The following is a 4,053-nucleotide window of genomic DNA, read 5'->3' on the forward strand; positions in this document are numbered from 1 at the left end:
CCCTGAAAGCACGGAAATTCCAAGCGCAGGTCAAAGAACTCAAAATCAAATTAATCCTCTACAACCTCTCGAAAATTATTCTTGCGATCTTCAGATGGATCTTTTACTGAGGAATTCTACAGAGCCCATTTTTGTTTAATTTTTTAATTAATAAATCATTGAAAGTTCCTTGAAAAATACTGTTCCGGATTTCTTGATTTGTAAGTAAGGTACCGCCAGTGTTTAGTCGCTCAAAAATGTGATAAATACTCGTATCATCTTTCGGATCTAATTGTTTTACGACAATCGCTCTTAAAACACAATTTAATAATTTACGCTTATCTTCACCAGATAATTCTTGAAATGTTTTATTATACCACTTACTTAGTGGGCTCAACTCTTTTAGTCTAAAAATTGTAGATTTTCCTTTGTATTCAGCACCAAATTGACCTTTGATAAAGTATTGAATTGTTCGTAATCGTTGTTGGCCATCAATTACATTAAATTTTTGAGTTGTTGAGTCGATGTAAAGAAAAATCGGTGGTACTGGTAATCCTACTAGAAATGATTCAATTAATCGTGTCGCTTGATATGGTTTCCATACGTATTGTCGTTGAAAAGGACGAACTTCTATATCCCCACTAATCATTTTGTTATTCAATACTTCTAGGGTAAAATCTGCAGGATAGGAAAAAATTTGATAATCGGGTAATGTTATATGAGAATCTTCCTCTTCGGATTTGATTTTTTCAATTGATAATGTAGATTCCGTTGAATCAGTCATGATACTACGTATCACGAATATGTATTTATCAACTTCTTATTTCCATTATTTTCAAAGTCGGATTTCTCCGAATTATTACATCATCTTCATTCACGGGTCCGTGGGACATATCTATTGCCAGCCTTGCTTGAGGATCTAGAAGAAACTTTTAGAATGACGGTCGGAGATCTATCGTTTCCCGGTTTGTTGAACCGTAGAACGCTCAGTCATGTTCACTCGTCCTTGTTCCGCTCGCTGGCGCTCACTGCACTCCGGCTCGCATCACATCACTTCGCTGCTCCACGTTGTGCCCTATTGACAAGATGACGCCCCTGGCTTGTCGCGAGCTCCGGCGCCAGCGGCTGTTCTGGCCCGCTCCTCTCACCATGCTCCGCATCGTGTTCGTCGCTGTTGATGCGAAAACGTAGACGCTCAGTGACTCGCTCGCACGACGCACAGGGGGCTCGGACTCGCCGCTGATGCGGCTCCTTACCTTCGCGCCCCTGTCGCGGTGCTCGCTCGGGCCGCTGGGCCCCGGACCCGCCGCCCGCTTCGCTCCTCCCGCCCTTGAAAGGGACGGGCAGTCATAGCGATAGGAACGGAGGTCGGTTTCAGGGTAGGGGAGGGAGGACAAAGCGACGGTTACCGGACGCATCAGCGGACGGTCGCTCGCTTTGTCGGGTGGGTCCAACCGTGGCGATCGCGTACCAACAGGAAACCGAGAGGGCGGGTCCTGGTCACACGGCGCGGTTACGGGACGCATCAGCGGCCTGTCGCGCTGTGTGCCTGGGCGGGCCTTGCGTAAAAATAAAATTAAATTCTGCGCAATAACCTTATTTCGCAAATCGGACAACGCACCGCTTTTACTTTCACCCTGCGCACGGCGGAGAGTTATATGCTCTAACGTCGATGGATGTATGGTGAAAAACACCATGAGGCCAACAACAAAAACAGATGTAAAGTTCGAGCACATAGGGGCAGCCCGCCTCTATCAGAGCTCGGTCCGTATCGATGTCAAGACAATGCAGGCAGTCATTCCCACCAGTGAAGTACGCAAGCTTGAACAGCACTGGCCTGCGGCAATCTATGACATATCGGATGTTATGAAGAACGCGGACGCGGCCCCGGTCGGGAAGGCATGGATCACCCGGTCCGGCAAAGCCGTGATGATCTCCATTAATGATGTGCAGTACGTCTCCCCGCTCGCACAGGTAAAAGGAATGCTCAAGGGTGAGCGGAAATATGCGAACGTCTCGACCATGTGCCCGGTGCACTCCGTGACCACAATCCAGCCGGCAGGGGCGACAGCATGAAAGCCGCTGACGTAAAAGCACAGATTAACGAGCGGATCATAAAGGCGCTCTCTGAAGGAAAGATCCCCTGGCTGAAGCCGTGGACCGAGAACGGCCCGCGCAATCTCTTCAGCGGCAGGGCATACACCGGGCTGAACCGGTTGATCCTTGGGCTCAGCTCCTATCCCCTTCCTTTTTGGGCAACCTACCGCCAGTATCTCGCCGCAGGGCTACAGGTCCAAAAGGGCGAGCACGGTACCGGGATTATCTACGCGGGCCGGACCGTAAAGACCGACACGAAGACCGATGAGAACGGCAAGGAGACCGAAAGCAAAAAACAGATCCGTTTCCTGAAAGCCTTCGTTGTCTTCAATGTCGCCCAGACAGATTATCAGGAGAAGGGCTACAACCTGCCGGACCTGAAAGAGAATCCGCACCTGCTCGGATGCGATGCCGTCATTCAGGACTACACAGGCCGGCACTCAATAAAAATCACGGCGGGGGACCGGGCCGCATTCCTCCCGCAGATGGATATTATCACCTGCCCGGAGATCGGGCAGTTCCGATCATCCGAGCACTATTATGCGACAATGTTTCACGAGTGCATCCACTCCACCGGGCCCCGGCTCGACCGGTTCAAGAGAACCGATCCGGTGTGCTTCGGGTCCGACACCTACGGACGTGAGGAACTGGTCGCCGAGATCGGGAGCGCATACCTGGCAGCACTTACCGGCATCGACTCCTCAGCTGTCGTCCAGAATCAGGCAGCCTATCTCCAGAACTGGGCAACGGCGATCAAGGCTGATGCAGATCTCGTGATGTATGCAGCCGGCAGAGCAGAGAAGGCAGCGGATTTCATGATCGGGGTTTCTGCCCCGGTCTCCCCGGGCACAACCGGGACCGATGCGGCGGAAGGGGTGACGGCATGACCTCGATTTATGATGCCATGCCGATCAAGGTTCTCGAAGAACTCGAACGCATCGAGACCAGAATACCCGTGATCGAACGTCGGGCATTCATGCTGCAGGCTGAAGCGCAGGATCTCCGCTACAGGCACGATGAGATCATCGCATCATGGAAAGCCCGGGCCGCGTGGGAGGGCTTAGATAATCTGGTGGCCGAGAGGCACCGGCAGGATATGATCGCATGGCACTGTGATCCCCTGCCGAGCGGGATCTCCACTCAGTAATGAGGTATCTATGATCAGCCGGCGTGAACTCTGGGAGTACCGAAAGAAACGATCAACCATTTTTGGGCTGCTGAAAAGTCTGCGCTGGTGGCTGCACCGGACAAAGAAAAAAATCCTTTTTCGGTGCGGGTAAAAGGTGGCCCGGACAGGGTCACCATGAGGCCAATCACGAGCCCTGCCCGGGTTGGTACAATATCGACTCCTGGCATTATCTTTTTTGGCAAAAGTTGGCCCACCCCGAAGGCTCACGCGACGGGCCCGCACTGCGGTCCCGTATCCGGCTCGCCTTCTTCCCGCCCGGACTGCTGCCCGGTGGCTGTCCTGTTGAGATGCCCTGATCTTCCTGGGCCCGCCCGATGCTCACGCGACACGGCGATGGTCGCCGTGTTCCGGCTCGCATCCTCCCACCCCCACCCGGAAACCTTACCCCGTGGTTATCCTAATGACTGCCCGTCCCTTTCAAGGGCGGGAGGAGCGAAGCGGGAGGCGGGTCGTGGCCGCAGTGGCCCGAACGAGCGCCGCTTCAGGGTGCGAAGGTAACGAGATGCATCAGCATCGAGTCCGAGCCCCTGATGCGTCGCGCGAGTGAGTCACTGAACGTTCGACATGAGTACGATCAACAGCGACGAACACGATGCGAAGCATGGTGTGAGGAGCGGGCCGGGGCAGCCGCTGGCGCCGGAGCAACGCGACAAGCCAGGGGCGTCATCGTACCAGCAATCAACTGAGGAAAAGCAGCGAGGTGATGTGAAGCGAGCCGGAGCCTCAGCGAGGACGAGTGAACATGACCGAGCGTCTTCATATCTCCCGATCAGCTGAGGGAGGATCGC

General features: G+C 53.3%; 4 protein-coding genes. 3 read left to right on the top strand and 1 reads right to left on the bottom strand.

Translation table 11 applies throughout. The features are described from left to right. Nucleotides 1-103 precede the first annotated feature (103 nt). The gene (locus tag WBL42_RS04705) at nt 104-763 is read right to left on the bottom strand and encodes a DUF262 domain-containing protein (RefSeq protein ID WP_424720111.1); all 660 of its coding nucleotides are present in this window, start codon (nt 761-763) and stop codon (nt 104-106) included. A gap of 911 nt (nt 764-1,674) precedes the next feature. Between WBL42_RS04705 and WBL42_RS04710 the strand changes: the two genes are divergently transcribed. Genes WBL42_RS04710 through WBL42_RS04720 form a run of 3 tightly spaced genes read left to right on the top strand, consistent with a single transcriptional unit; the run spans nt 1,675 to nt 3,223 of the window. Continuing rightward, nucleotides 1,675-2,055: a hypothetical protein gene (locus WBL42_RS04710; RefSeq protein WP_424720112.1), complete on the top strand. Its 381-nt coding sequence runs from the start codon at nt 1,675-1,677 to the stop codon at nt 2,053-2,055. Next, complete coding sequence (locus WBL42_RS04715; RefSeq protein ID WP_424720113.1) at nt 2,052-2,963, top strand: ArdC family protein; 912 nt, start codon at nt 2,052-2,054, stop codon at nt 2,961-2,963. The genes WBL42_RS04710 and WBL42_RS04715 overlap by 4 nt, the downstream gene beginning before the upstream one ends. Further along, nucleotides 2,960-3,223: a hypothetical protein gene (locus WBL42_RS04720; protein WP_424720114.1), complete on the top strand. Its 264-nt coding sequence runs from the start codon at nt 2,960-2,962 to the stop codon at nt 3,221-3,223. The genes WBL42_RS04715 and WBL42_RS04720 overlap by 4 nt, the downstream gene beginning before the upstream one ends. The last annotated feature ends 830 nt before the right edge of the window (nt 3,224-4,053 follow it).

The sequence above is a fragment of the Methanoregula sp. genome, from assembly GCF_049686655.1.
Taxonomy (GTDB): domain Archaea; phylum Halobacteriota; class Methanomicrobia; order Methanomicrobiales; family Methanospirillaceae; genus Methanoregula.